This window comes from Lacisediminimonas profundi, assembly GCF_008831265.1.
Lineage (GTDB): Bacteria > Pseudomonadota > Gammaproteobacteria > Burkholderiales > Burkholderiaceae_D > Lacisediminimonas > Lacisediminimonas profundi.
Genome location: NZ_VTTH01000005.1, coordinates 309815 through 329921 on the forward strand (window position 1 = coordinate 309815; position 20107 = coordinate 329921).

A 20107-nucleotide genomic window follows, 5' to 3' on the forward strand; every position below is an offset into this window, starting at 1 on the left:
GTCAAAAACGTGTAGCATTCCTTTGCATTGTTTTTCCAGTTGTCCATTATCAGGATCTCATAGCCTGCAGTGATCGACCACAAGCAAAGCAAGAATCGTAGCCAGCTCGTTCCCGGCGACCTGGCCGGGACGGAGTTGGCACTGGCACTCAGCATCGCCCGGTTTTCGGCGGCGATGGAGGCCACCGAGGGCGTGCTCTGGACCAACGACGCCGCCGGCCAGATGGTTGGCGAGCAACCGGGCTGGGCTGCGCTGACCGGCCAGAGTCCCGAGGAATATTGCGGTCACGGCTGGACCACCGCGATCCATCCCGACGACATCGGTCCAACGCTGAACGCGTGGGGCCGGGCGCTGCACGAGCGCACGCCGTTTTTTTGCGAGCACCGGGTGCGCCGCCGCGACGGGCAGTGGCGCACCTGCTCGGTGCGCGCCGTGCCGGCCTTCGACCCCGATGGACGCCTGCGCGAGTGGGTCGGAGTACATACTGACATCACGGACCTGCGGCAGACTGAAGAAGCCTTGCGTGCATCGAACCAGCGGCTCGAAATCGGTATCGAAGAGCGAACCCGCGAACGCGACCGGCTATGGCGCATGTCGCAAGACATCCTGGCCGTGGCGTCGGCGCGGGGATATCTGGTCAGCGTCAATCCGGCCTTCACCACCATATTGGGCTGGAGCGAGCAGGAAGCCTGTTCGATGCCGTTCTCCCGGTTTACCCATACCGAGCACCATGCCGACCTGCCGCAAAAGCTGGCGCTGCTGCACAGCGGCTTGCCACTGGTGCGCTACCGGGTGCGCTCGCGGCACAAGGATGGCGGCTTCCGCTGGATTTCCTGGACGATCGTGCCGGAAGGCGACTACCTGTATGGCGTGGGGCGCGACATCACTCCCGAAAAGGAACAGGCCGAGACCTTGCGGCAAACCCAGGCCGCGCTCCAGCAAGCACAGAAAATGGAGGCACTCGGGCAGCTCACCGGCGGACTCGCGCATGATTTCAACAACCTGCTCGCCAGCATGAGCGCCAATCTCGAGATACTGAAGCTCAAGACAGCGGCCAGCGGCAGCAGCGAACTCTTGCGCCACATTGACGATGCCTTGGTCATCTCGGAGCGCGCCGCTGCCCTGACCCACCGGCTGCTGGCCTTCGCGCGCCGGCAAACCCTGGCGCCCCAGGCAATCGACGTCAACGTGCTGGTCAATTCGCTGACCGACATGCTGCAGCGCACGCTCGGGCCTTCAATCCGGCTGTCGACCGAGCTCGACCCGGCCTCGTGGATCGTGCGCTGCGATCGCAACCAGCTGGAAAGCGCGCTGCTGAATCTGGTGATCAATGCGCGCGACGCCATGCCGGACGGAGGCGACCTGCGCATCGAGACCTTCAACATCGAGCTCGGGGCCGACCACGCCAGGACATTTCATGATGTCGCGCCGGGCGACTATGTCGTGATCAGCGTGTCCGACACTGGCTGTGGCATGACGCCGGATGTCGCAGCACGGGCAATCGACCCGTTCTTCACCACCAAGCCGCCGGGGCAGGGAACCGGGCTCGGGCTATCGATGATCTACGGTTTCATGAAGCAGTCCGCGGGCCACATCAGCATCCGTTCGGTTCCTGGGCGCGGCACCACGATCAGCCTGAAATTGCCGCGCTACCAGGGATCGGAGGAGGGAGCGCCGAAGCCGGTGAACGCAGCGGCGCCTGCCATCGCCTCGGAGCGGGCGACACTGCTGGTCGTCGACGACGAGGAGGGCCTGCGTTACCTGCTGGGGGAAATGCTGGAGCTGTTCGGCTATCGCTGCATTCTTGCAGCAGATGCCATGGAAGGACTGCGCGTGCTCAAATCCGGACAGCAGATCGACCTGCTGCTCACCGATGTCGGCCTGCCCGGCATGAACGGCAGGCTGTTCGCGGATGCGGCAAGAAACATGATGCCGGAACTGCCGGTGCTGTTCATTACCGGCTATGCGGAGGACGCGGCAATGCGCGACGGCGTGCTGCAACCCGGAATGCGGGTCATGACCAAGCCCTTCGTGATGGATATGCTGGCGCAAGCCGTGCGCAGCATGTTGCACGACAGGGCGTCGTCGCCGGCAAGCTGAGGCTTGCCGGGAAGGTAGATGCGGACCAGCCCTACGAGCGCGCCGATCCGGCTTGCAGCGCGAGCCGTCCGCGCCGCGAATACCAGAGCAGGGACATCGCAATCAAGCCCAGCGGGAACAAGGAACCCCAGTTCAGCAGTGTCCAGCCCTGCGTCGTCACCAGTGCACCGGACGAGAATGAAGACAGCGCCATCACGCCGAACACGCAGAAGTTGATCGCCGCCTGCGCCTTGTCTTTTTCTTCCGGACGATAGGACTGCAGCGCCAGCGTGGTGCCGCCGGTGAACAGGAAATTCCATCCCACCCCGAGCAGGAACAGCGCCAGCACGAAGCGCATGACTTCGACCCCGGACAGGGCCAGCGCAACGCAGGCCAGGTTGAGCACGACGCCCGTCCACAATATCGGCATCACACCGAAACGGCGGATCAGGTGCCCGGTGAAGAAGCCCGGCGCGAACATGCCGATCACATGCCACTGCAGCACCAGCGCGGCCGATTCGAACGGATGGCTGCACTGCTGCATGGCGATCGGGGTGGCCGACATCAGCAGGTTCATCACGCCATAGCCGAGCGCCGCAGCGGACGCGCTCACCAGGAACACCGGCTGGCGCATGATCTCGCGCAGCGGCCGGCCATCAGTGCCGGTTGATTTCACCGGCGCCGGCGGGAAGGTGATGAAGGAGAGCACCAGCATGGCCAGCAGCGCCACCGCGGCCAGCACCAGGTAGGCGCCGGCAAACGGCACCGACAGCAGGCTTCTCGAGTGGGTGGCAAGCGCGGGGCCGACGACCGCCCCCATCAATCCGCCGGCGAGCACCAGCGACACCGCCTTTTCGCGGTAGCTGGCGACAGCGAGTTCGGCCGCGGCAAAACGGTAGAGCTGGGCATTGGCGCTGTAATAGCCGGCAATCACGGTGCCGGCCATCAGCATCCAGAAATCCTTGTGCGATACCGCCCACGCGCACAGCAGGCAGGACAGGATCGCCACCGCCAGGCCGGTCTGGAACGAGGCCTTGCGTCCCAGCCGCGACTGGACCCGGGCCACCAGCCCGGTCGACAGCGCCCCGCCCACCACATATCCCATGACCGGAAGCGTCGCCATCCAGCCGACCGGCGCCAGCGCCAGGCCGACCAGGCCGTTGATTGCGATGAAGGTGACGTTATTGGTAAGGAAAAGACCTTGTGCGAGGGCGAGCAGCCAGAGATTGCGGTTCATCTTTTTTTTTGTAATATCGATATGAGGAAATAGCATAACAGCCTATGGTCTCACACCGGGCGCCTCCATCGCCATTCCCCGTCCCCGCTCGGCGAGGTACAACTCCAGCTCGACCAACTCCTGCGAGCCGGCAGGATAGAGTTGCGCCCTGACGCCGTTCATGCAATTCCTGAGCCGCCGCTGCAACGACCCCACGGCCTGCCATTCGAGCCGGTAGACCGGGTAGCCGGTCGGGTGCGCCTGCGGTATTACCGCGCTGCCCAGCCGCTTGCCGGCCTGATCGTCATGACACTGCGCGCATGAAAGATTGAGCTGCCCCATGCGCGCGAAATAGCGCTCGCGGCCGCGCTCGACGAAAGGCTTCAGCTCCTTGTCCGCGGGCGGCTGCATTGCCATGCCGCGCGAGTGCAAGGCAAGCCAGGCTTCCATCCCGAGCAGTTCCTCGCTTTCCAGCTTCCAGGGCGCTGCCTGCTGCTTGCCGGTCCGGCAGAGATTGATGCGCTGCGCCAGGTTGACCGGCAGCTTGCTGGCCGCATCGAAGGCCGGATAACGGGCGGCCACGCCGCGCATGCCGGTGCTGGCATCGCCGTGACAGGAAGCGCAGCTCTTCCCGGCGCTGCCGGCTGGCTGGCTCCACAGGGCTTCGCCGCCTTTCACCCACAGCATGCCCGGATTCTGGGTGTCGTCGCGCTGCATCGCCTGGGTCGCCGCTCCCATGAAGGCCGAGCCCGGCAAACGGCTGTCCTTGGCCTTGTCGTTATTCCTGGACTGCGCGCACGCACTGCCAACAACGAGCAGGAGCAACAGCAAGCAGGTGCGCACCGCCATCACCGCCCTATCCCGTCACCGTCAGCTCGACTTGTTCGCGATGGGAAAAGCCGTTGTCGCCCTCCCATGTGAACACCAGGCTGCCGCTTTCGGTGGCCAGGGTATGGAAGGCCAGGTAGGGATTGGCCGCCGTGGAAGGAAAGAACTCGGCAGTAAACACCGTCTCGCCGTTGTAGCGGCAACTGAAGCGATGGATGATGTCGCGCGGCACCATCCTGCCATCAGAGCCGGCCCGGAAGCCGGTCTCCATCACATGCGCAATCAGGGCGCGGATCTCGATCACTTCGCCGCGCCTGGCATTTTTCGGCAGGTTGATCAGGGTGCGTGCCATCAGCCATCCCCCTCGATGCACGCGGCCAGCGTCACCACCACGTCCACCGTGTGCGACCAATAGCTGCCGTCGGAGAGCCTGGCGACCGCCACCAGGTTCTGCGAAGTCGCGAGCCGGATCCGCGTCGCGACCGCCGCCCGTCCGGCGCGCGGCCCGAGCGTGAAACGCGCCACGTCGGGCAGCGGATTGCGTTCATTGAAAACCGCAATGGCGACCACATGATCGGCGGCGGTCATCGGGCTGTCGACGCTGACCGTGAGCGGCACCGTGTTGCCGTTATCGACCAGGCGCGCCACCTCCAGCCTGACCTTGCCGGGACGCACGACTGCGCCGCCGGTCCACTGCGCAAGCGCGGCTTTCATCGCATCCGGCGTGGCCGAAGCGGGCCGTACCATCACCAGCGCGCCGGCGCAGACGCCGGCGGCCAGCAGCTGGCGCCGCCTGGCATCGGGTGTTTCCGGACCATACGGTCCAGGTTGCAGTTTCAGTTGCCGCTCTGTCTGGTTCATGTCAATCGCGCAGGGTGCGCAGGAATGCAATCACGTCCTCGATCTGTTGCGCGCTCAGCACCGTCTTTCCCTGCCAGGCAGGGGCCACGCGCTGCAAGCCGTCGAGCCGATAGTAGGACGGCATGATGGTCGAAGGGTTCAGGCGGCTGGCATCGACGATGCGCAGCCGCAACTGGGCTTCGCTCGAGCGCAAGCCGGCGCCGGCCAGCGTAGGCGCAAGCTCGCCCTGGAAGCGTTCCTCGGGAAACGGTCCGCTGTGGCACAGCAGGCACAGGCCGAGCTGGCGATTGGTGACAATCGCCCTGCCCCGCGCCGGATCGCCGGGCGTGCCGGTGAGGGGACGCAGGATCGCGTCGCCAGTCACCTCGACCCGCGCCGGCGGCACCGCTTCCACCGCCAGCCGGGCCTGCGCAGCGACCGTCGCCGGCAGCACGCATGCCAGGCCCACCAGGATCGGCACCCGCGAAAGACATCGCCATGCTGCGCCGATCCCGTTTTCCGTCATGCCCACCGCCTCCGTCCTCAAGCCTGCTTCCAATCTGCTTCAAGCCTGATTCAAGCCTCCTTCAGGCCTTCTTCAGGCTGTGGTTCTTCAGCGGCAGGTCGCGGATGCGCTTGCCGGTGGCGGCGAAAATCGCATTCAGCACGGCCGGCGCAGCGACTGCGATGGTCGGCTCGCCGACACCGCCCCAGAAACCGCCGGATGGCAGCACCAGCGTTTCCACCGCCGGCATTTCATCCATGCGCAGCACGCGGTAGGTGTCGAAGTTCTCCTGCTCCATGCGGCCGCCCTTGAGCGTGCATTCGCCGTACAGCGCCGCCGACAGGCCATAGACGAAAGAGCCCTCGACCTGGGCCTCGATCTGCTGCGGATTGACGGCATGGCCAGGGTCGGTGGCGGCGACGATGCGATGGATCTTCAGCACGCCGTCGTCGCTGACCGAGATCTCGGCGCAGGCTGCAACATAGCTGCCGAAACCCATGGTCTGCGCCAGCCCGCGGTACACGCCGCGGGCGGCCGGCTTGTCCCAGCCAACGCGCGCGGCAACCGCGTTCAGCACCGCCAGGTGCTTGGGACTGCCGGCCATCAGCTTGCGCCGCAGCGCCAGCGGATCCTGCTTGGTCGCATGGGCGATCTCGTCGATGAAGCACTCGAGGTAGATCGCATTCTGGTTCAGGTTCACCCCGCGCCAGAACCCGGGCGGCACCGGCGGGTTGCGCATGGCATGGTCGATCAGCACGTTCGGGAAGGTGTAACCGATGGAGGCTTCCGGCCCTGGCGGGTTGAGGCCCTGGAACACCACCGGGTCCTTGCCATCCTTCATCAGCGACGGAATCACCGAAGCCACGATCGACTGGCCCGAGATGCGCATCGTCAGGCCGGTGATCTCGCCCTTGTCATCCAGGCCGGCCGTCAGCTTGCACTGCGTGACCGGGTGGAAGCGGCCATGCAGCATGTCCTCTTCGCGCGACCACAGCAGCTTGACCGGCGTGCCCGGCATTTCCTTCGCAATCGCGACCACCTGGCGTACCCAGTCGTGCACCGCGCCGCGGCGGCCGAATCCGCCACCGAGGTTGATCTTGTAGACCTCGCATTTCGACTGCGGCAGGCCGGCCGCTTCCGAGGTCGCCGCCAGCGCGGCCTCCCCGTTCTGCGTCGGCGTCCACAGTTCGCAGCGCTCCGGCGTCCACAACGCGGTCGCGTTCATCGGCTCCATCGTCGCGTGGTTCTGGTGCGGGTAGGAGTACACGGCTTCGATCTTGCGGGCAGCACCGGCAATCGCCTTCTTCGCATCACCAGCCTGGTTGCCGACCACAGCCTCGGGCGCGTCCAGTCCGGCCTTGAGCCATTCGGCGACGCTGGCCGAGCTGGCATTGGCGTTGGGACCGTTGTCCCATTCGATCGGCAGCGCATCGAGCGCAGTCTTGGCGTGCCACCAGGTGTCGGCCACCACTGCCACGGCGCTGTCGCCGACCTTGAGCACCTTCTTGACGCCGGGACGCTTCTCGATCGCTGCGGCATTGAAGCTCTTCACCTTGCCGCCGAACACCGGACAATCCTTGATCGCGGCGTTCAGCATCCCCGGCATCTTGAGGTCGGCGCCGTAGATCTGCGAGCCGTTGGTCTTGGCAACCGTGTCCAGCCGCGCCAGCCGCTTGCCGGCAATCTTCCAGTCTTTCGGATCTTTCAGCTTGATGTCGGTCGGCGGCGCCAGCTTCGACGCTGCCGCGGCGAGCTTGCCGTAGCTGAGCTTGCGCCCGCTGGGCGTGTGGGTGACGACGCTGCTGGCGGCCCGGCATTCGCTGACCGGCACCTTCCATTGATTGGCAGCGGCCTGCACCAGCATCATGCGCGCCGCAGCGCCGCCCTTGCGCACATAGTCGTGCGACTGGCGGATGCCGCGGCTGCCGCCAGTCGAGAAATCGCCCCAGACCCGGTTGCGGGCCAGGCTCTGGCCCGGCGTCGGGTATTCGGTAGTTACCTTGGCCCAGTTGGCATCCAGCTCTTCGGCCACCAGTTGCGCCAGGCCGGTCAGCGTGCCCTGTCCCATCTCGGAGCGGACCACCCGCACCACGATCGTATCGTCGGGCTTGACCACCACCCAGGCATTGATTTCGGGCGTGGCGGCGTTCTGTGCCATTGCACTGCCGGCAAAGGGAATATGGAAACCTACCACCAGCCCGCCAGCTGCGGCGGTCGACGCTTTCAGGAAGCGGCGCCGGCCGCTGCTTTCAGGCGTGGAGGAGGCAGTCGTCGCGTTCCGGATCGTGTCGAGGCTCGTGTCGTGGCTCATGTTGTGCTCCCGTCCTTGTGCTGGATTGCCAGACCTGCGCTCTTGACATTGCCGCCCTTGGCGACAGCCTTGATGGCCGCGCGTACCCGGTTGTAGGTGCCGCAACGGCAGATGTTGCTCATCGCGTCGTTGATGTCGGCATCGGTAGGGTTCGGCTTGGCCTTGAGCAGCGCCACGGCGGACATGATCATGCCGCTCTGGCAGTAGCCGCATTGCGGCACATCGAGCGCCGCCCATGCCTTCTGCACCGGATGGTCTCCTGTCGGCGACAAGCCCTCGATCGTGACGATCTTGTCAGTCGGCTTGACGCTGGACACCGGCACCACGCAACTGCGGGTCGGCTGGCCATTCAAGTGGACGGTGCAGGCGCCGCATTGGGCAATCCCGCATCCGTATTTGGTGCCGGTCAGTCCCAGCTGTTCGCGCAGCACCCACAGCAAAGGCGTGTCCGCCTCCACCTCGAAGTCGCGAGTCTTGCCATTGACGTTCAGTTTTGCCACTTGCCTCTCCTCCAGTGTTACATCCTCGTAGAGGCCGCGGCACTTGCGGCCGCCGGCCCCGCCTGTCCTACTGTCTTACTGTATTACTGTTTCACGGCATGCTACATCAAGGTATCAGCCCAGATGTTGCGGGCCCAGTTCATTGCGTGCTGCCCTTCCAGTTCGCTCGGCGCCGGCGACACGCCGCCTGCACCGGGCACGGCCAGGACGGTTTTTTTCGCGGCGTCCCAGCGGTGCACCGACGCCACATGGATCACATCCTTGTCGGACACGAAGCTGTAGCAGGTGTTGGTCAGCATCGGCACCGGGTTAGGAGCGACGCCCTTCAGGAGGTCGATCACGGCTGCCGCCGCCACTTTGCCGTGCTGGTTCGCCATATGGCCCGATTTCGGCATCGCCGGGGCGATCTGTATGGCATCGCCCAACACATGGATGCCGCGCGCCTGGGTCGATTCGAAAGTCAGGAAATCGACTTCGCACCAGCGCTTGTTCATGTTGGCCAGGCCCGAACGGGCGGCGATGGCGCCCGCGCGCTGCGGCGGAACCACGTTCAGAACATCGGCTTTCACACGATCCCCAAATTCGGAAATCGCGGCATTGGCGGCCGCATCGACATCGGTCGTGTTGAACTGCGGACGGTACTCCACCATGCCCTTGTAACGCTCGGCCCAGACCCGCTTGAACAGCGGGCCCTTGGACGTGACATCCGGGTTGGCGTCGAGGATCAGCACCTTGGAACGCGGCTTGTAGCGCGACAGGTAATGCGCCACCTGGCAGGCGCGCTCGTAAGGGCCGGGCGGGCAGCGATAGGGTGCCACCGGAATCGTGATCACATACACGCCGCCGTCGGGCATCGCCTCCAGCTGACGCCGCAGCGCCACCGTCTGCGCCCCGGCTTTCCAGGCGTGCAGCACCTTCTCCTGGGCGGCCGCGCTGGCCATGCCGGGCAGGCTGTCATAGACCATGTCAACGCCCGGCGACACGATCAGCCGGTCGTACGACAGCACCTGTCCGCCGGCCAGCTGCACCGTGCGCTTGTCGGCATCGATTCCCGTGGCAGTGTCGCGCACCACCCGCACCCCATGCCGCTTGGCCAGGCCATCGTAGGGAATGGTGATATCGGCCAGCTGCCGCGATCCGCCGAGCACCAGGTTCGACAAGGGGCAGGAAACGAAATTCGGGTTTGGCTCGACCAGCGTGACATTGATCGCGTCCTCGCCCCACATCCGCAGATACTTGGATGCCGTGGCGCCGCCATAGCCGCCGCCGACCACCACCACATTGCGCCGCGCGCCACTGCCGACAGTGGCGCACCCGGTAGCTGATGCCAGCAGGGTGGCTGCGCCGGCTGCCTGAATGAATTGACGTCTTTTCACGGCCGCTCCTTATTTCTTCTGGGCCGCGAAGAATGCGGCCAACAACTGGATTTGCTCGTCGGTATAGCCCTTCGAGATCTGGTGCATGATGGTGGCCGGCCGCGCGCCGCTGCGGAAAGCCTGCATGCTGGCGACCAGGGTGTCGCGGTTCATGCCGGCCAGCGGCGTCAGGCTGGCGCCGACCGTGGCGCCATTGGTGCCATGGCAAGCAGCGCAATTTGCCGCCAGGCGCTGGCCCGCAATGAGGGTATTGTCGGCGGCGGCGGCCGGCACAGCTGCCAGCGCCGCGAGTGCGGCAAATATCGATAATGAGGGGCGTCGCATTACTTCTCCTTGTCGTTCGGGAGTGGTGGGTCAGGGCTGGTTCAGGAAACCGATCAGGGTCGAGTTGAAGCGTTCAGGCGCTTCCATGTGCAACATGTGGCCATTCCCCTCGAAAACGTCGGCGCGGGCATTCGGCATCCTGGCCGCCACCTCGCGCGCCATTTTCGGGAAGTTGCCCATCTTCTCGCGCAGGTCCGGCGGCGCGAATGCGCGCCCGGTCGCAGTACGGTCACGGCTGCCGACCATGATCAGCGTTGGCTGCCGCACCAGCGGGAACTCATGCACCACCGGCTGGCCCCACATGGCGTAGAAGCTCGACACATAGCTGCGCACCCAGCGCGGATACTCGGCGGAATTCATCATCCGCGCCCGCACCTCGATGAACGGATAGAACTGCTCGCGGGTGAGCTGCGGATTGTAGATGCCCATCAGCTGCTTGAAATAGCCTTCGGCCGTGAGCGCCATTTCCTGGTCGATCAGCCGCTCGCGCGGTATCAGCGGCACGTACTGCCGATAGTCCTCCAGGCCCACCGGCGCGGAGAGCACCAGCTTGCGCACCTTGTCCGGATAGGTACGGGTAAAGCGCGTTCCGGCCATGCCACCCATCGAATGGGCGACGATGTCGACCTGGGCAATCTTCAGATGGTCCAGCAGGGCTGCGGTATGCGCTGCCATCACATCGAAATTGACCGGCAGTTCATCCGGCTTGGAGGATTTGCCGAAGTGGATCTGGTCCGGCACCACGACCCGGTATCCGGCCTTCGACAATGCGGCAATGGTTGGCGCCCAATAGCTGCCGGGGAAATTCCGGCCGTGCATCAGCAAGACGGTACGGCCGTTCGGGGTCGGGGATGCGACATCCATGTACGCCATCCGCAGCGATCGTCCTTCCCAGACTATGGGCAGCAAATGAACCGGATACGGATAGGAATAGCCTTCGAGCGCGATGCCATATGGCTCGGGCGGGGTAGCGGACTGCGCAAGCGCGGCGGTGGGCAATGCGAGAGCTGCGAGCAACGTGAATACGGCCGTCAACTTCATGTCAGGTGTCCTGTCTTGTTATATGTTTTTTGATCCGCCTTATGCACTTTTTTGCAGTGCGCCATGCGGAATTCGCTACGCCGAGTGGCGAATTTAACACAGCAAAAGAATTGATACAGGGCAATCATGAAAAGCGCCTAAAGATCAGACAATGCGCGCCGGGGAGCGTTTGTTCCGGCCCGAACCGTGCCACGAAAACAGTGGATCTTTTGCGCTGACGCAGTGCCATTGCGCTTTCTCAAGTGCCGGGGGTTTTCCGCAAGTAAAGTGAGTTCTCCAAAGCACCACCGGCACTGATACACGGATACGCGGAGACCCCATGATCAACTACATCGTTGTCGGACAAGATCGGCCGGTGACGCTCGCCGTACTGCAAGCAGTGCGCAGCTTTACCGACGCCGGCTGCATGGTGATCGGCACGCAGGGCAACCGCGGCCTGCGCTGGTCGTCGCTGTGCGAGCAGCAGGCCACCATCCGCTTCGATGGCGCCGACGATGAGGTTTTCGTCGACCTGGTCAACGACCTGACCCGCTTCACCCGCCATCTGGTGCTGATTCCCGCCGATTGCCATGCGATCCGCATGGTCAACCGTGTCGCCGGCCGGCTGTCGGTCGCCATTTCGCCGATACCCGACACGCCGACGATGACCATGCTGGACGACCGCTGGCGCTTCCAGCGTCTGTGCCGCCAGCATGGCCTGCCGGTGCCGGCCAGCCGCCTGATCGGCGGCGAATCCGAGCCCGACTTTCCGGCGCTGGCGTCCGAACTGGGCCTGCCGTTCATGGTCAAGCCCATCTCGCACGAGCCGCAACTGGAAAGCGTGATGATTTCCAGCCGGCGCGACCTGTGGCGCCTGCCGGCGCGCGGGCTGCTGGTGGCGCAAGCGATTACCCCCGGGGTGGACGCCAGCATCAGCCTGATTGCCGACCGCGGCCAGCTATGCGCATTCGTGATCGCCGGCCTGGACCAGGACAACGCAGGGCAATTCCATCCTGGACTGGAGCGGATCGCAGCGCGGCTTTGCGAGGTCAGCGCATTCAATGGTGCGATGCACCTGGGCGCCAGGATCGATACCGCGACCGGCAATCTCACCCTGATGGACTGCGTGCCGCATTTCTGGCCCGACCTGACGAGCACCATCCTGGCCGGGCTGAACCTGGTTGCGGAATGCGTGCACCCGTCGCCGCGTCATGCGCGGCTGCAGGTGGTGACACAAGTCGGTGCCGCGCTCGGCCATCCGCTGGCGCCGGCGCGCTGGCATCGTCTGCGCGCGCCGGATGAAGGCGGGCGTCTGTTGCGGGCGATGTCCTTCGACCTCTATTCCTTGTCGATGTCGACCGGCGGGGTGTTGCTGGACGCCTGGCGCAATATGACGCAGCGGCCGGTGGCAAGCCTGCCGCAGGTGGGGCCGAAGATCGGGCCGCGGCCAGGGCCGCAGATGGGTCCAGGATCGGGGCAGCGCCGGGATGCGGCGGCGCAATAGCGGCGCTCACCGGTTTTTACTACCTTTCAAGGCTTGAAAGGCAGGAGTAGAAAGGGCAGGGATCAAAAAGGCAGGGATCGTTCGGGGCGTGCGCAGGTCAGTGCCGCAGTGTCAGTTCCCTGCCGTGTCGTCCCGGACAGCAGGCAAGCCCCCGCTCTCATCCTTCAGCGCCACCCCGGTCAGCCCCAGCTTGCGGCCCTGCAACAGCAACCACGCAATCCGTCGCGCCGCTGCCTCGATGTTCAAGCCCTGCGGCCGTATGTTGGACACGCAGTTGCGCTCCGAATCCATGCGCCCGACCCGCGGCTCGCTGGTCAGGTAGGCCCCCAGGCTGTCGGGCGAACTGAGCCCCGGCCGCTCGCCTATCAGCATCACGACCATCTTCGCCCGCAGGCACTGCCCTATTTCGTCCCCCAATGCCACCCGCGCCTGTTGCGCAATCACGACCGGCGCAAGCGACCAATCGGGCGGCAACAATGGCCGCAATGCACGAAGCAAGGGCACAGCATGCTTTTGCACGGCAATTGCCGACAGACCGTCGGCCAGCACCAGCGCCAGGTCGCAGCCCGGTCCGTCAGCGGCAGTCAGCGCCGCCACGCCGCCAGCGCCAAGCCGGCGGCCCTGGTCTGGACGGAGAAGATAGGTGGTGCGGTCCTGCACAGCGCTGTGCACCAGCACGCTTTGAAAGCCGTCGTGCTGCAATTCCTCCTGAAGCTGATCGAGGTCGAGTTGCCAGTGGACCGCATCGCGTGCCAGCGCATGGGCCAGCGAAAAGCGCAGCACCTCGCGCGTCGGCAAGGCGTTGCCGGCCCGGCCCAAGGCTATGCGCGCGGGCGTGAAGCGCCGGATCGCCTGCCACGGATCGTGCGGCACCACGGCCAGGCTTGTATCGGGAACGTCGGCAGGCAAGGCAATCGAGTCTGTTTTATTCTGCTCGTTCATTTGATGGTGAGGAAGGCAAGGTCCGCTGCACAGGTTCAGAGCAAAGCAGCCGAATTCATGATCTGCCACAGGAAGGAGTCAGGCACGACGGCCGGCGCATCCCGCAACCCGCCATTCGCCCCCGTGATTTTCATTGCCTGCAGCCAGGCCTCGAATTCCGGCGCCCGCTTCAGGCCCAGCAAGCCGCGCAGGTAGAGCGCATCGTGGAAGGATGTGCTCTGGTAGTTGAGCATGATGTCATCCGCGCCCGGCACGCCCATGATGAAGGTCACGCCGGCATTGGCGAGCAGCGTCAGCAAGTTGTCCATGTCGTCCTGGTCGGCTTCGGCATGGTTGGTGTAGCAGACGTCGCAGCCAATCGGCAGTCCCATCAGCTTGCCACAGAAATGATCCTCCAGGCCGGCGCGGATGATCTGCTTGCCGTCGTACAGATATTCGGGGCCGATGAATCCGACTACCGTGTTGACCAGGAAGGGACGGAATTCCCTGGCCACTGCATACGCCCGCGCCTCGCAGGTCTGCTGGTCGACGCCGAAATTCGCACCGGCCGACAGCGCGCTGCCCTGCCCGGTCTCGAAATACATCACGTTGTCGCCGACCGTGCCGCGCCGCAGCGACAAGGCCGCATCGTATGCTTCGCGCAGGATCGAAAGACTGACGCCAAAACCCTGGTTGGCCTGCTCGGTACCGGCGATCGACTGGAACACCAGGTCCACCGGCGCCCCGTGTTCGATGGCCCGGATCTGGTTGGTGACGTGGGTCAGTACGCAGGACTGGGTCGGGATGTCGTAGCGCTGGCGCAAGTCATCCACCATTTCCCACAGCACGGTCAGCGCGGCAATATTGTCGCTGGCTGGGTTGATGCCGATCATCGCATCGCCACTGCCGTACATCAGCCCGTCGAGCAGCGAGGCGGCGATGCCCTTCGGGTCGTCGGTGGGGTGATTGGGCTGGAGCCGCACGCCCAGCGAGCCCGGCAATCCCATGGTGTTGCGAAAGCGGGTCACCACGCGGCATTTGCGCGCCACCGCAATCAGGTCCTGGTTGCGCATCAGCTTGCACACGGCCGCCGCCATTTCCGGCGTGACCCCTGGCGCAACACGCGCCAGCGCTGCTTCGCCGGTCGTTTCCAGCAGCAGCCAGTCGCGAAACCCGCCCACGGTGAGATGACTGATAGTCGCAAAGGCAGCGGTGTCGTGCGTATCGACGATCAGGCGCGTCACCTCGTCGGTCTCGTACGGAATGACGGCCTCCTGCAGGAAACGCGCCAGCGGCAAATCGGCCAGGCACATGCGGGCCGCCACCCTCTCGGTCGCGCTGGCTGCCGCCACGCCTGCCAGCTGGTCGCCCGAGCGCAGCGGCGACGCCTTGGCCAGCAATTCGCGCAGATCGGCGAACTGGTAGACCAGGTTTTCAACGGTAAATCGGTAAGCCATGCAGCCCTCCTGGTCGGCCCTGTCCTGAACTATACGTCAAGCTGCCAACAGCTCTTTCAACGCATGATTGATGAAACCGTCATCCTCCAGGTTGAAGGCCGGCATGCCGGCCCGATGCCCCCAGTCAGAGGTGATCGGCAGCAGCATCCCCGAACGCAGGCGGGCAACTTCGCGCCGGTTGTCTTCCACCTGGAAATACAGGTCCGTTGTCCCCGGCATGATCAGTGCGCGCGCAGTAATCGCCGCCAGCGCCGCATCAAAATCGCCCCGGTACAGTTCATTGGCGCTGATGTCCGCATGCTCCCAGGTCCAGAGATGGGCCAGCAGGTTGGCCGGGTCGCGGCGCAGGAAGTTGCCCTCCCAGTGCGTGATCACGTAATCCTCTGCCGACGAACAGCCGGCTGCGCGCCACAGTTGGTTGCGATAGAAAGTCTGCGACAAGGCCCAGCCGGCATAGACACGTCCCATTGCGCGCAAGCCGCGCTCCGGAAAGCCATGGAAGCGGCCATCCTGGTAGTGCGCATCGGCAGTCAGTGCAGCGCGCACTCCCTGGATGAATACCTTGTTGTGCGGCGAAGCACGGGCCGCGCCGCACAGGACGGCCAGCCGCTCGACACGGTCGGGAAACAGGGCTGCCCAGTGATAGGCCTGGATTCCGCCCATCGACCAGCCACAGGCCAATGCCAGGCGCTCTATTCCGAACACTTCCTGCAGCATGCGCTGCTGCACACGGACGTTATCGGTCATCGTGAAATTCGGCCAGCGGCTGCCATCGAAAGGCGGCACCGCATTGCTGGGCGACGACGACAGGCCGTTGCCGAACAGGTTCGGTACGATGATGAAATAGCGCGTCGGATCCAGCGCCCGCCCGGGACCGATCATCCATGCGATATCGGTGTGGTGGGCGCCGAAGGGCGTCATGAACAGGATGGCATTGCTGCGATCTTCGTTCAACTGTCCCCATGTCCGGTAGGCCAGCCGGGTCCCGCGCAAGGTCAGTCCCGACTGCAAAACCACATCGCCAGCGTCAAAAATATTGTAATCAGGCTGGCTCATTCTGCATTCCGCTTCATTGTTCCGCTTAATTGTTCCGTTTCATTGTTCCGTTTCAGCGCCAGCAGGTAGCTGGAGCAGTACTCGTTCCTCATCGTGCCACCGCGGCCGGCGCCATGGCGACCGGACTTCCCGTGGCCACATGCTGCGCCCCGCCCTCCTGCACTGTTGCGGAATAGGTCAAGGGAAACAGGCAAGCCACGCGGCGGGTCTGGCCGTCGCTGGTCAGCACCGGATCCAGCTCGCGGCACTCATCCCGGGCATCCTGGCAGCGCGACGCGAAGCGGCAGCCGCGCGGCAAGTCGATCGGACTTGGAATCTCGCCCTTCAGCGAAGCCGTCAGCGGACGGCCGAAACTCGGGAAGGCCCGCATCAGCCCGCGCGTGTAGGGATGGCGCGGCTGATGCAGGATGTCCTCGGTGCTGCCTTCTTCGACAATGCGGCCGAGGTACATGACTGCAACCCGCCGGCAGAGATAGCTGGCAACGCCCAGGTCGTGCGTGATGAAGACCAGGGTCAGCCCCATCTCGCGGCACAACTTGCGCAGCAGGTTCAGCAACTGCGCCTGCACCGACACGTCGAGGCCAGCCACCGACTCATCGGCAATGATGACTTTCGGCTCTGCCGCGAGCGCGCGCGCCACGGCTACCCGGCGCACCTGCCCGCCCGACAGCTCGGCCGGATAACGCCAGGCCATGTCGGCGGACAGGCCGACCTTGGCGAGCAGGTCCAGCACACGCTGGTCAGCCTCCGACTCGGTGCAAAGGCCGTGCAACAACAAGGGCTCGGCCAGCACGTCGCGTATCTTCATGCGCGGGTTCATGGAACCGCGCGCGTCCTGGTAGATAAAGGCCACATCGCGGCTGAATTGCCGCCGTGCCTGCTCGTCAAAACTGTTGATATCGGCGTTGCGATATAGCACGCGGCCATCGCTGGCAGCCTCCAGGCCCAGCATCAGCCGCACCAGCGTTGACTTGCCGGAACCGCTCTCGCCGACCAGCGCGATCGAATCACCTTCGGCGACTTCCAGCCGCACCCCGTTCAGCGCCTTGAGCAAGCGCGGCGCGCGCGGCTTGAACAGCCCGGCGCGCGGCCCCAGCCCGACCTGATAGGTCTTCTCCACATCGAGAACGGAAAATATGGTGGTCATGCTTGCTCCATCAATCTGTCAACCATCCAGCAGGCTACCTGCCGCCCATCCCACGTTTCGAGCGGCGGCCGCTCCTGGGCGCACAGGTCGATCGCATGGGGACAGCGGGTACAAAAGCGGCATCCATCCGGCATCTCGGACAGCGACGGAACATTGCCGGACAGCGGTTGCAACTCTTCCGAATCCAGTTCCACCACGCACGAGCGCAAACCCACCGTGTACGGATGGAGCGGCCGCCCCAGCACCACGCTGGCCGGCCCGGTCTCGACGATCTGGCCGGCATACAAGACCGCGATGTCGTCGCAAACTTGCGAGGCAAGCGCCAGGTCGTGCAGCACGAAGATCGCGCTCGATCCAAGTGCCCGCACCCGGTTCATGATCAATTCCATGATCTGGGCCTGTATCGTCACGTCGAGCGCGCTGGTCGGCTCGTCCGCGATCAACAGTTCGGGGTTGCAGGCGAGTGCGATCGAAATCATCACCCGCTGCTGCATGCCGCCAGACAACTGGTGCGGATAAGCCGCCAGGCGAGAACGGGCGTCGGGAATGCCGACACTGGTGAGCAAATCGACGGCCCGCTGCACCGCCTGCTCGTCGTCCAGCCCGAGATGGCGCTTGAGGGGTTCGCAGATCTGCTGGCCGATGGTGAAACAGGGATCGAGCGCTGCGCTTGCATCCTGGAATATCAAGCCGATGCGGCTGCCGCGCAACGCGCGGAATTTCGTCTCCGGCAGGTTGACCAGTTCCTCGCCATCGAAGCGCAGGCTGCCTTCCAGACCGACCTCGGGTGCCTGCAGCAGGCCGATGATGGCCATGGCCAGCGTCGACTTGCCAGCGCCGGATTCACCGAGCAGGCCCAGCGTGCGGCCCGCCGGCAGCGACAGCGTGACGCGGTCCAGCACAGCGTGACGCCCACGGCTGAGCGTGAAATTCTGGATGTCGAGACGGACCATGGTCGCGACAGGGGGTTCACTCATTTTCATTTCAATGTCCTTCGGAACGCGGATCGAAGGCGGCGCGCAAGCCGTCGCCAAGCAAAGTCAGGCCGATCAGCAGCATCGCCAGCGCAACGCCGGGAAAGCCGGAGATCCACGGCGCCATGGTGATGAAGCCGCGGCCCTCCGCGATCATCAGGCCCCAATCCGGCGTCGGCGGCACCACGCCAATGCCGAAGAACGACAGGCCCGATTCAAGCAGGATCGCGGTACTGATGCGGATGCCAGCCTGGACCATCAGCGAGGACATCACGTTCGGCACCAGGTGACGCATGATGATCACCGGCTGCGGCACGCCCATCAGGCGCGCGGCCTCGATGAAGGGCAGCGCCTTGACCTGGAGCACGTCGGAACGGACGATGCGGGCGAATGGTCCGATGAAAGAAATCCCGAGCGCATAGATCACCTTGTCGGTGCCCATGCCGAGCACCGCCACGAAGGTGATCGCGAGGATGATTTCAGGAAAGGCAAGCAGCGCATCCACCAGCCGCATCAGCGCCCATTCGATGCGTCCGCCGAGCAGGCCGGAGACCAGGCCGATTGCCAGGCCGACCGTCAGCCCCAGCGCAACCGAGGCAAAGCCGATCCACATCGCCAGCCGCGCGCCATACAGGATGCGCGAGTACACGTCCTGTCCGAACGAATCGGTTCCCAGCCAGTGTTCGGCGCTTGGCGCCTGCAGCGCCTGCTCCAGGTTTTGCACGACCGGGTCGTGAGTTGCCAGCAAGGGCGCGAACAGCGCCAGCAGCAGGAAGATGCCGACGATGACCAGACCGGCAATCGCCGACTTCTGGCGCGCGACCGGCTGCCAGGTGCGGCGCAGCCAGGCACTGAGACGCAGCAGCGGCGTCTGGTTGGGGAAAGTGGCAGTTTGACTCATGATATTTCCAGGTGTTGAAGCAGTGGTGCAATGACGCGGGCAACAGTTGTTCGTCGGCGCGGTCAGCGCCGCAGGCGCAGGCGCGGATCGAGGAATTCATAGGTCTGGTCGACCAGCAGGTTGACCAGCACGAAGAACAGTGCGGTCAGCATCACGCCGGCCTGCACCACACCGTATTCACGCGACAGCACGGCGGTGGTGATCATCATGCCCAGCCCGGGAATGGCGAACACCACTTCCGTCATCACCGCACCGCGCAGCAGGCCGCCCAGCTGCAGGCCGATCACGGTCACCAGCGGCATCATCACGTTGCGCATCGCATGGATGCAGATCACCCGCCACATCGGCTCGCCGCGGGCCCGGACCGCCTTGATGAAGGGCTGCTCGAGCACCTCGATCAGGCTGGAGCGGGTGGTGATCGCGATCAGGCCGGCGTAGTAGGAAGCCAGCGTGATCGCCGGCAGCGCCAGGTGATGCAGGCCCGACAGCAGGTCGTCCCAGGGACGCACGAAGCCCATGGTCGGAAACCAGCCCAGCGCGACGCCGAACACCCAGATCAGCAGGATGCCCAGATAGAAACTTGGAAATGCGGAGCCGATCACCGACAGCGATGACACGGCCATGTCCACGAATTTGCCGCGGTAGAGTGCCGCCAGCATGCCGGCAGGTATGCCGATCAGCAGCGCCAGCAGCAGCGACAGTGCCGTCAGCGACAGCGTCACCGGCAGCGCCTGCAACACGGCCTGCTTGAAGATATTGTCGCGGGTGACGTAGGAGATGCCCCAGTCGCCGCGCACGAAGCGCTCCAGCCATTGGATGTATTGCACATGAACCGGCTGGTCCAGCCCCAGTTCGTGCGTCAGCTTGGCGTAGGCCTGCGGAGAAAACTCGGAACCGAGCAGCATCGTGACCGGGTCGCCCGGTGCCATCTTGAGGAACCAGAAAGCGGCGATCGATACGATCAGCAGTACCAGCAGGGTCTGCAGGAACTTGGTGATGAAGCTGCGAAACATAAAACTTTCCTTCCTGTGAATTGGCGCCGGGGGGCCGGAACTTGTGCCGGAGTCTGCAAGCGCATTTGCGTGGCCTGCCGGGACGTCGTGAATCCAACGTCCCGGCAGCGTCAAACGAAGGAACTACGGAAGGCA

General features: G+C 64.6%; 19 protein-coding genes. 2 read left to right on the forward strand and 17 right to left on the reverse strand.

Annotated elements, in window-relative coordinates; genetic code table 11:
* The first annotated feature begins 69 nt into the window (after positions 1-69).
* Positions 70-2100 (forward strand): hybrid sensor histidine kinase/response regulator, encoded by a 2031-nt coding sequence (locus tag FVE66_RS15935; protein WP_151448432.1) that lies wholly within the window; start codon positions 70-72, stop codon positions 2098-2100.
* A gap of 31 nt (positions 2101-2131) precedes the next feature.
* Here the strand turns inward: FVE66_RS15935 and FVE66_RS15940 are convergent, their stop codons facing one another.
* The 10 genes from FVE66_RS15940 to FVE66_RS15985 form a co-directional block, all read right to left on the reverse strand.
* Positions 2132-3316 (reverse strand): MFS transporter, encoded by a 1185-nt coding sequence (locus FVE66_RS15940; protein ID WP_151448433.1) that lies wholly within the window; start codon positions 3314-3316, stop codon positions 2132-2134.
* A 42-nt stretch (positions 3317-3358) separates the two neighbouring features.
* Positions 3359-4144, reverse strand: a complete 786-nt coding sequence (soxA, locus tag FVE66_RS15945) for a sulfur oxidation c-type cytochrome SoxA (protein WP_151448434.1) — start codon at positions 4142-4144, stop codon at positions 3359-3361.
* Positions 4145-4151: 7 nt separating this feature from the next.
* A complete protein-coding gene (gene soxZ / locus FVE66_RS15950) occupies positions 4152-4475 on the reverse strand; it encodes a thiosulfate oxidation carrier complex protein SoxZ (RefSeq protein ID WP_151448435.1) in 324 nt (107 codons plus the stop codon).
* Positions 4475-4984 carry a SoxY-related AACIE arm protein gene (locus FVE66_RS15955; protein WP_151448436.1) on the reverse strand — a complete coding sequence of 170 codons (510 nt, stop codon included), beginning with the start codon at positions 4982-4984 and terminating at the stop codon, positions 4475-4477. Before FVE66_RS15955 ends, soxZ begins: the two co-directional genes overlap by 1 nt.
* A 1-nt stretch (position 4985) precedes the next feature.
* Positions 4986-5489, reverse strand: coding sequence for a sulfur oxidation c-type cytochrome SoxX (gene soxX, locus FVE66_RS15960; protein ID WP_151448437.1), 504 nt, complete (start codon positions 5487-5489; stop codon positions 4986-4988).
* A 61-nt stretch (positions 5490-5550) separates the two neighbouring features.
* Positions 5551-7779, reverse strand: coding sequence for a xanthine dehydrogenase family protein molybdopterin-binding subunit (locus FVE66_RS15965; RefSeq protein WP_151448438.1), 2229 nt, complete (start codon positions 7777-7779; stop codon positions 5551-5553).
* Entirely contained in the window at positions 7776-8279 is a 504-nt protein-coding gene (locus tag FVE66_RS15970) for a (2Fe-2S)-binding protein (RefSeq protein WP_151448439.1), read from the reverse strand. Before FVE66_RS15970 ends, FVE66_RS15965 begins: the two co-directional genes overlap by 4 nt.
* A gap of 101 nt (positions 8280-8380) precedes the next feature.
* Entirely contained in the window at positions 8381-9655 is a 1275-nt protein-coding gene (locus FVE66_RS15975; protein ID WP_151448440.1) for an NAD(P)/FAD-dependent oxidoreductase, read from the reverse strand.
* A 9-nt stretch (positions 9656-9664) separates the two neighbouring features.
* On the reverse strand, positions 9665-9979 hold the full coding sequence (locus FVE66_RS15980) for a c-type cytochrome (protein WP_151448441.1): 315 nt from the start codon (positions 9977-9979) through the stop codon (positions 9665-9667).
* A gap of 30 nt (positions 9980-10009) precedes the next feature.
* Positions 10010-11020 carry an alpha/beta fold hydrolase gene (locus FVE66_RS15985; protein WP_151448442.1) on the reverse strand — a complete coding sequence of 337 codons (1011 nt, stop codon included), beginning with the start codon at positions 11018-11020 and terminating at the stop codon, positions 10010-10012.
* Positions 11021-11339: 319 nt separating this feature from the next.
* Between FVE66_RS15985 and FVE66_RS15990 the strand changes: the two genes are divergently transcribed.
* Positions 11340-12503 carry a hypothetical protein gene (locus FVE66_RS15990; RefSeq protein ID WP_151448443.1) on the forward strand — a complete coding sequence of 388 codons (1164 nt, stop codon included), beginning with the start codon at positions 11340-11342 and terminating at the stop codon, positions 12501-12503.
* A gap of 111 nt (positions 12504-12614) precedes the next feature.
* On the opposite strand, the gene eutC is transcribed toward FVE66_RS15990, so the two are convergent.
* From eutC to FVE66_RS16025, 7 genes are all read right to left on the reverse strand, one after another.
* A complete protein-coding gene (eutC, locus tag FVE66_RS15995; protein ID WP_151448444.1) occupies positions 12615-13445 on the reverse strand; it encodes an ethanolamine ammonia-lyase subunit EutC in 831 nt (276 codons plus the stop codon).
* A gap of 35 nt (positions 13446-13480) precedes the next feature.
* Positions 13481-14881 carry an ethanolamine ammonia-lyase subunit EutB gene (locus FVE66_RS16000; protein WP_151448445.1) on the reverse strand — a complete coding sequence of 467 codons (1401 nt, stop codon included), beginning with the start codon at positions 14879-14881 and terminating at the stop codon, positions 13481-13483.
* Positions 14882-14917: 36 nt separating this feature from the next.
* Positions 14918-15937 carry an alpha/beta fold hydrolase gene (locus FVE66_RS16005; protein ID WP_151448446.1) on the reverse strand — a complete coding sequence of 340 codons (1020 nt, stop codon included), beginning with the start codon at positions 15935-15937 and terminating at the stop codon, positions 14918-14920.
* 88 nt (positions 15938-16025) lie between these two features.
* Complete coding sequence (locus FVE66_RS16010; RefSeq protein ID WP_151448447.1) at positions 16026-17084, reverse strand: ABC transporter ATP-binding protein; 1059 nt, start codon at positions 17082-17084, stop codon at positions 16026-16028.
* Positions 17081-18061, reverse strand: a complete 981-nt coding sequence (locus FVE66_RS16015) for an ABC transporter ATP-binding protein (protein WP_206668776.1) — start codon at positions 18059-18061, stop codon at positions 17081-17083. The genes FVE66_RS16010 and FVE66_RS16015 overlap by 4 nt, the downstream gene beginning before the upstream one ends.
* Positions 18062-18068: 7 nt before the next feature.
* Positions 18069-18959 carry an ABC transporter permease gene (locus FVE66_RS16020; RefSeq protein WP_151448449.1) on the reverse strand — a complete coding sequence of 297 codons (891 nt, stop codon included), beginning with the start codon at positions 18957-18959 and terminating at the stop codon, positions 18069-18071.
* Between the two features lie 62 nt (positions 18960-19021).
* Positions 19022-19972 (reverse strand): ABC transporter permease, encoded by a 951-nt coding sequence (locus tag FVE66_RS16025; RefSeq protein ID WP_151448450.1) that lies wholly within the window; start codon positions 19970-19972, stop codon positions 19022-19024.
* Between the last annotated feature and the right edge of the window lie 135 nt (positions 19973-20107).

What these genes read in the sequence shown, in the direction of transcription:
- FVE66_RS16015 (WP_206668776.1), bottom strand. Translation starts at nt 18,061, where the DNA reads ATGAGTGAACCCCCTGTCGCGACCATGGTCCGTCTCGACATCCAGAAT.
- eutC (WP_151448444.1), bottom strand. Translation starts at nt 13,445, where the DNA reads ATGAACGAGCAGAATAAAACAGACTCGATTGCCTTGCCTGCCGACGTT.
- FVE66_RS15940 (WP_151448433.1), bottom strand. Translation starts at nt 3,316, where the DNA reads ATGAACCGCAATCTCTGGCTGCTCGCCCTCGCACAAGGTCTTTTCCTT.
- soxZ (WP_151448435.1), bottom strand. Translation starts at nt 4,475, where the DNA reads ATGGCACGCACCCTGATCAACCTGCCGAAAAATGCCAGGCGCGGCGAA.
- soxA (WP_151448434.1), bottom strand. Translation starts at nt 4,144, where the DNA reads ATGGCGGTGCGCACCTGCTTGCTGTTGCTCCTGCTCGTTGTTGGCAGT.
- FVE66_RS15990 (WP_151448443.1), top strand. Translation starts at nt 11,340, where the DNA reads ATGATCAACTACATCGTTGTCGGACAAGATCGGCCGGTGACGCTCGCC.
- FVE66_RS16010 (WP_151448447.1), bottom strand. Translation starts at nt 17,084, where the DNA reads ATGACCACCATATTTTCCGTTCTCGATGTGGAGAAGACCTATCAGGTC.
- FVE66_RS16000 (WP_151448445.1), bottom strand. Translation starts at nt 14,881, where the DNA reads ATGGCTTACCGATTTACCGTTGAAAACCTGGTCTACCAGTTCGCCGAT.
- soxX (WP_151448437.1), bottom strand. Translation starts at nt 5,489, where the DNA reads ATGACGGAAAACGGGATCGGCGCAGCATGGCGATGTCTTTCGCGGGTG.
- FVE66_RS15985 (WP_151448442.1), bottom strand. Translation starts at nt 11,020, where the DNA reads ATGAAGTTGACGGCCGTATTCACGTTGCTCGCAGCTCTCGCATTGCCC.
- FVE66_RS16005 (WP_151448446.1), bottom strand. Translation starts at nt 15,937, where the DNA reads ATGAGCCAGCCTGATTACAATATTTTTGACGCTGGCGATGTGGTTTTG.
- FVE66_RS16025 (WP_151448450.1), bottom strand. Translation starts at nt 19,972, where the DNA reads ATGTTTCGCAGCTTCATCACCAAGTTCCTGCAGACCCTGCTGGTACTG.
- FVE66_RS16020 (WP_151448449.1), bottom strand. Translation starts at nt 18,959, where the DNA reads ATGAGTCAAACTGCCACTTTCCCCAACCAGACGCCGCTGCTGCGTCTC.
- FVE66_RS15980 (WP_151448441.1), bottom strand. Translation starts at nt 9,979, where the DNA reads ATGCGACGCCCCTCATTATCGATATTTGCCGCACTCGCGGCGCTGGCA.
- FVE66_RS15965 (WP_151448438.1), bottom strand. Translation starts at nt 7,779, where the DNA reads ATGAGCCACGACACGAGCCTCGACACGATCCGGAACGCGACGACTGCC.
- FVE66_RS15955 (WP_151448436.1), bottom strand. Translation starts at nt 4,984, where the DNA reads ATGAACCAGACAGAGCGGCAACTGAAACTGCAACCTGGACCGTATGGT.